The sequence below is a fragment of the Phenylobacterium sp. genome (assembly GCF_044372605.1).
In the GTDB taxonomy this organism is placed as follows: Bacteria; Pseudomonadota; Alphaproteobacteria; order Caulobacterales; family Caulobacteraceae; genus Phenylobacterium.
In genome coordinates this window covers 1-3,560 of the sequence record NZ_JBILRO010000300.1, presented here as the reverse complement: position 1 = coordinate 3,560, position 3,560 = coordinate 1, and the positions used below count along the sequence as shown (strand labels likewise).

The 3,560-nt window shown below is 63.7% G+C and carries 3 protein-coding genes; all 3 read right to left on the bottom strand.

Annotation, left to right across the window (positions count from 1 at the left end; translation table 11 throughout):
- Nucleotides 1–1,083, bottom strand: a 1,083-nt coding sequence (locus tag ACIQ42_RS17180; protein ID WP_397423456.1) for an ABC transporter permease subunit, incomplete at its 3' end; no start/stop codon positions are given.
- Between the two features lie 3 nt (nucleotides 1,084–1,086).
- On the bottom strand, nucleotides 1,087–2,019 hold the full coding sequence (locus tag ACIQ42_RS17175) for an ABC transporter permease (RefSeq protein ID WP_397423455.1): 933 nt from the start codon (nucleotides 2,017–2,019) through the stop codon (nucleotides 1,087–1,089).
- Nucleotides 2,020–2,027: 8 nt separating this feature from the next.
- Nucleotides 2,028–3,560, bottom strand: a 1,533-nt coding sequence (locus tag ACIQ42_RS17170; RefSeq protein WP_397423454.1) for a peptide ABC transporter substrate-binding protein, incomplete at its 5' end; no start/stop codon positions are given.

The window sequence follows — 3,560 nt, the reverse complement described above, 5'->3', positions numbered from 1 at the left end:
CCGGGCCCCCAGCAGGCGGGCGGCGCTGACGTAGCCTTCCTCGCGGACCTGCAGGATCTGTCCTCGCACGAGCCTGGCCGTGCCGGGCCAGGAGAGCATGACCAGTGCCACGATCATCGGCAGGATGCCGCTTTGCCCCGGACCGATCCCGAAGGCGATCTTGAACAGGATCATGAACAGCAGGAACGGCAGGGCGATCACGAAGTCGGCGAACCGCATCATGATCTGGTCGACACGGCCCCCGAGGAAGCCCGCCATACTGCCGTAGGCGACGCCAAAGGACACAAACAGCAGAGGCGCGACAATCCCGATGAACAGGGACACCCGCGCCCCGTGCATCAACCGCGCCAGCATGTCGCGGCCGAGGTAGTCGGTTCCCAGCGGATGAAGCTTGAAGCGGACCTGGTCGCCCACATTCAAGGGTTCGGACGGCGGCGCCAGGCCTCGCGACCTGGCCTCCGCGACGGTAATGACCGCCACCGGCGTCACGGACAGCGCCTGACGCGACCCCATCTCGGCGCCGGCCGCATCCAGCGCGACCACGGTGTAGAAATAGGTTTCGGCGCGCAGGTCGAGCCGGTCTTCGTATCGCGTCTCCGTCCCGGTAAGGGTCTGCGCGATCGGCAGCCCGAGGGGCTCACCGGCCAGGGCCGGAACGATGTCCCGGTAGATGCGATAGGCGCTGGCGCCAGGGACCAGATCCCAGATCATCCGCACGGCCTGTGTGTTGGCTGGATAGGCGAGACGAAGGTCCTTGCTCCCCGGAAGCACGGCGTCGCCGTTCCACGGTCGATAGGGCGCCGCGAGCGTAACCGTGCGCTCGGCACCTGGTGCGCGACTGACCTGATCGAGGTCCTGCGCCGACGGATCCACCCGCCAGACCAGAGGTCCCAGCAGCGTGAACAGCAGCAGGGCGATCACAATGTAGAGCGAGACGATGGCGCGGCGGTTCGCCTTCAGCCGGATCCAGGCGTCCTGCCAATAGGACAGGGACGGACGGGAGAGTTGCTGGCGACGCTGTTCCACCGCCAGCGGGGCGAAGTCGTCGAGCCCGGGCTCGGTCTGCGGGTTTGAGGACACCACCGGCTACTCCAACCTGACCCGGGGATCGATGAACCCGTAGAGCAGGTCCACAAGGATCACCATCAGCACGAGGAACGAACCGAAGAACACCGTCGTCCCCATGATCACCGTGTAGTCCAGCTGCTGCACGGCCTGGACGAAGTATCGCCCCAGCCCCGGGATCGCAAAGACCGACTCCACGACGAAGCTGCCGGTCGTGATCCCCGCAATCGAGGGGCCCAGGACGGTGACCACCGGAAGGATCGCATTGCGCAGCTGGTGCCGGGTGAAGATCCGCGTGGCCGGCAATCCCTTGGCCTTGGCGGTCCGCAGATAGTCGGAATTGATGATCTCCAGCATGGAGCTGCGCATCAGGCGGGTAAGGTAGGCCATGGTCCCGAGGCCCAGCACCAGAGACGGGACCAGCATGTGCGAGACCGTGCCCCAGCCCGCCACCGGCAATAGGGAAAACCCGAGGAAGTCGTTCACCTTCACAAGCGCCAGTTGCCCCAGCGCGGCGAACACAAAACTTGGCACCGAGATGCCAAGGATGACGAAGAACATGATCAGGATGTCGGGCAGCTTGTTGCGATAGAGCGCAGTCAGCGCGCCCCAAAGAATGCCGCCCAGCGACGCGAAGACGATGGCCAGGATTCCGAGCGTTGCAGACACCGGGAAGTGCTCGCGGATGATGTCGTTCACCTCACGGTTCTGCTGGGTGAAAGAAATCCCGAAGTCCCCTCTGGCAAGGTTGCCCAGGTAGATGACGTACTGCTGGGCCAGCGGCTTATCCAGCCCGTACTTGGCCTCCAGGTTCTTGCGGATTTCCGGGGTTACGGCCCTGTCGCCGCTCATCGGATCGCCCGGCACCGCATGCATGGCCAGGAACGTCGCGGTCGCGATGAACCACACGGTTACAACGCCCTGGATCAGCCGCTTGATGGTGTATCGCCACATGCCCCGGCCTACTTCTCGACGATGCTGACGTTGGTGTAGTCGGGATCGAAGCCCGCCACCCGCCGGACCAAGCCCTGCAGGCGAGGGTCCACCACGTAGACTACACCGGGCTCATAGATCGGAACCATCGGCGGATCCTCGATCAGAATGCGCTGGATTTCGCCAAACGTATCCATCCGGGTCCGGACGTCTGTGGAGGTCTGGGCGACGGCGACCAGTTGATCCAGTCTCGGATTGTTGTACCGGCCCCGGTTGTTGGAATTCCAGGAGGCGAACAGGTCGGCGAAGGTGAGAGGATCCGGGTAGTCCGGGTTCCAGCCCCCCAGCACCAGATCAAAATCTCCTGCGCTCATTTTGGCGAGGCGTTGCTTGAAGATCTGTTTGTCGATGCGGATAGTCAGGCCCAGTTCCCGGCGCAACGTCTCCTGGAAGTATTCGGTCATCTTATCGCCCAGGGCGCCGTCATCCGATAGCAAGGTCAGGGGCGGCAAGGTCTCCAGCCCCAATTCCTTCTTGGCCAGGGCAAGCTGGCGTCGCGCCTCGACCGCATTCGGAATGACCTTCGTTGCCGGATACTCCTCCCGGAACTTGCCCTGATTTCCATCGAGCCAGACGGGGAACAGAGACCGCCCGGGCAGGTTTCCGGGCAGCTTGATCACCCGGTAGACCACCTCATCCGGATCGATCACCAGCTGGATCGCCCGGCGCAGATGCAGGTTGGTCGTGGGGCGGTCCTTGCGATGGTTGAATTCCATGTAGAAGACCGCCCCGCGCTGGAAGCGGTTGATCGGCCAGCGCTTCACCAGCGCCTCGTTCAGGTTTTCCTGATTGAGGCCCGCGACCGCGATCTTTCCATCCTTGTAGAGGTTGATCAGGGCGTTGGGGTCGCTGCTGAAGTAGGCGAAGTCGAGAACCTTCACCTTCACGCGATCCTTGTCCCAATAGTAGGGGTTTTTCTCCATGCGCAGCTGGGCGCCATGGACCCATCGCGTGATCGTGAAGGGACCGTTATAGAGCAGCATGTCGGCGTCGGCGCCGTAGCGACCAGCCGTGGCGTTGAAGAAGTCCTCGCGTATCGGCCTGAAGGTGCTGAAGACCATCAGCTTTGCGAAATAGGGCACGGGCCGCATCAGCTCGACGCGCAGGACATTATCGCCAACGGCCTGCACACCCAGGCTGGAGACCGGCGCACGGCCCTTGTTGATGGCTTCGGCGTTCTTGATCGCGAAGAGGATCGTCGCATACTCGCTGGCGGTTTTCGGATCGACAGCCTTGCGCCAGGCGAACACGAAGTCGTGGGCTGTGACCGGCTTGCCGTCGCTCCAGCGGGCATCTGCACGCAGCCAGAACGTCGCGCCGGTGTCGGTGATTTCCCAGCGTTCGGCCACGCCGGGGGCGAGCTCGCCACCCTCCCCGTTCCTGATCAGGCCCTCGGTGACGTGGCCAAGGACCATGCTGCTGATCGTGTCGGTGCTTCGGGTACTGTCGAGCTGGGGAGGCTCATCGGCGAGGGCCAGCGTCACCGTTCCGGTCGCCGCATC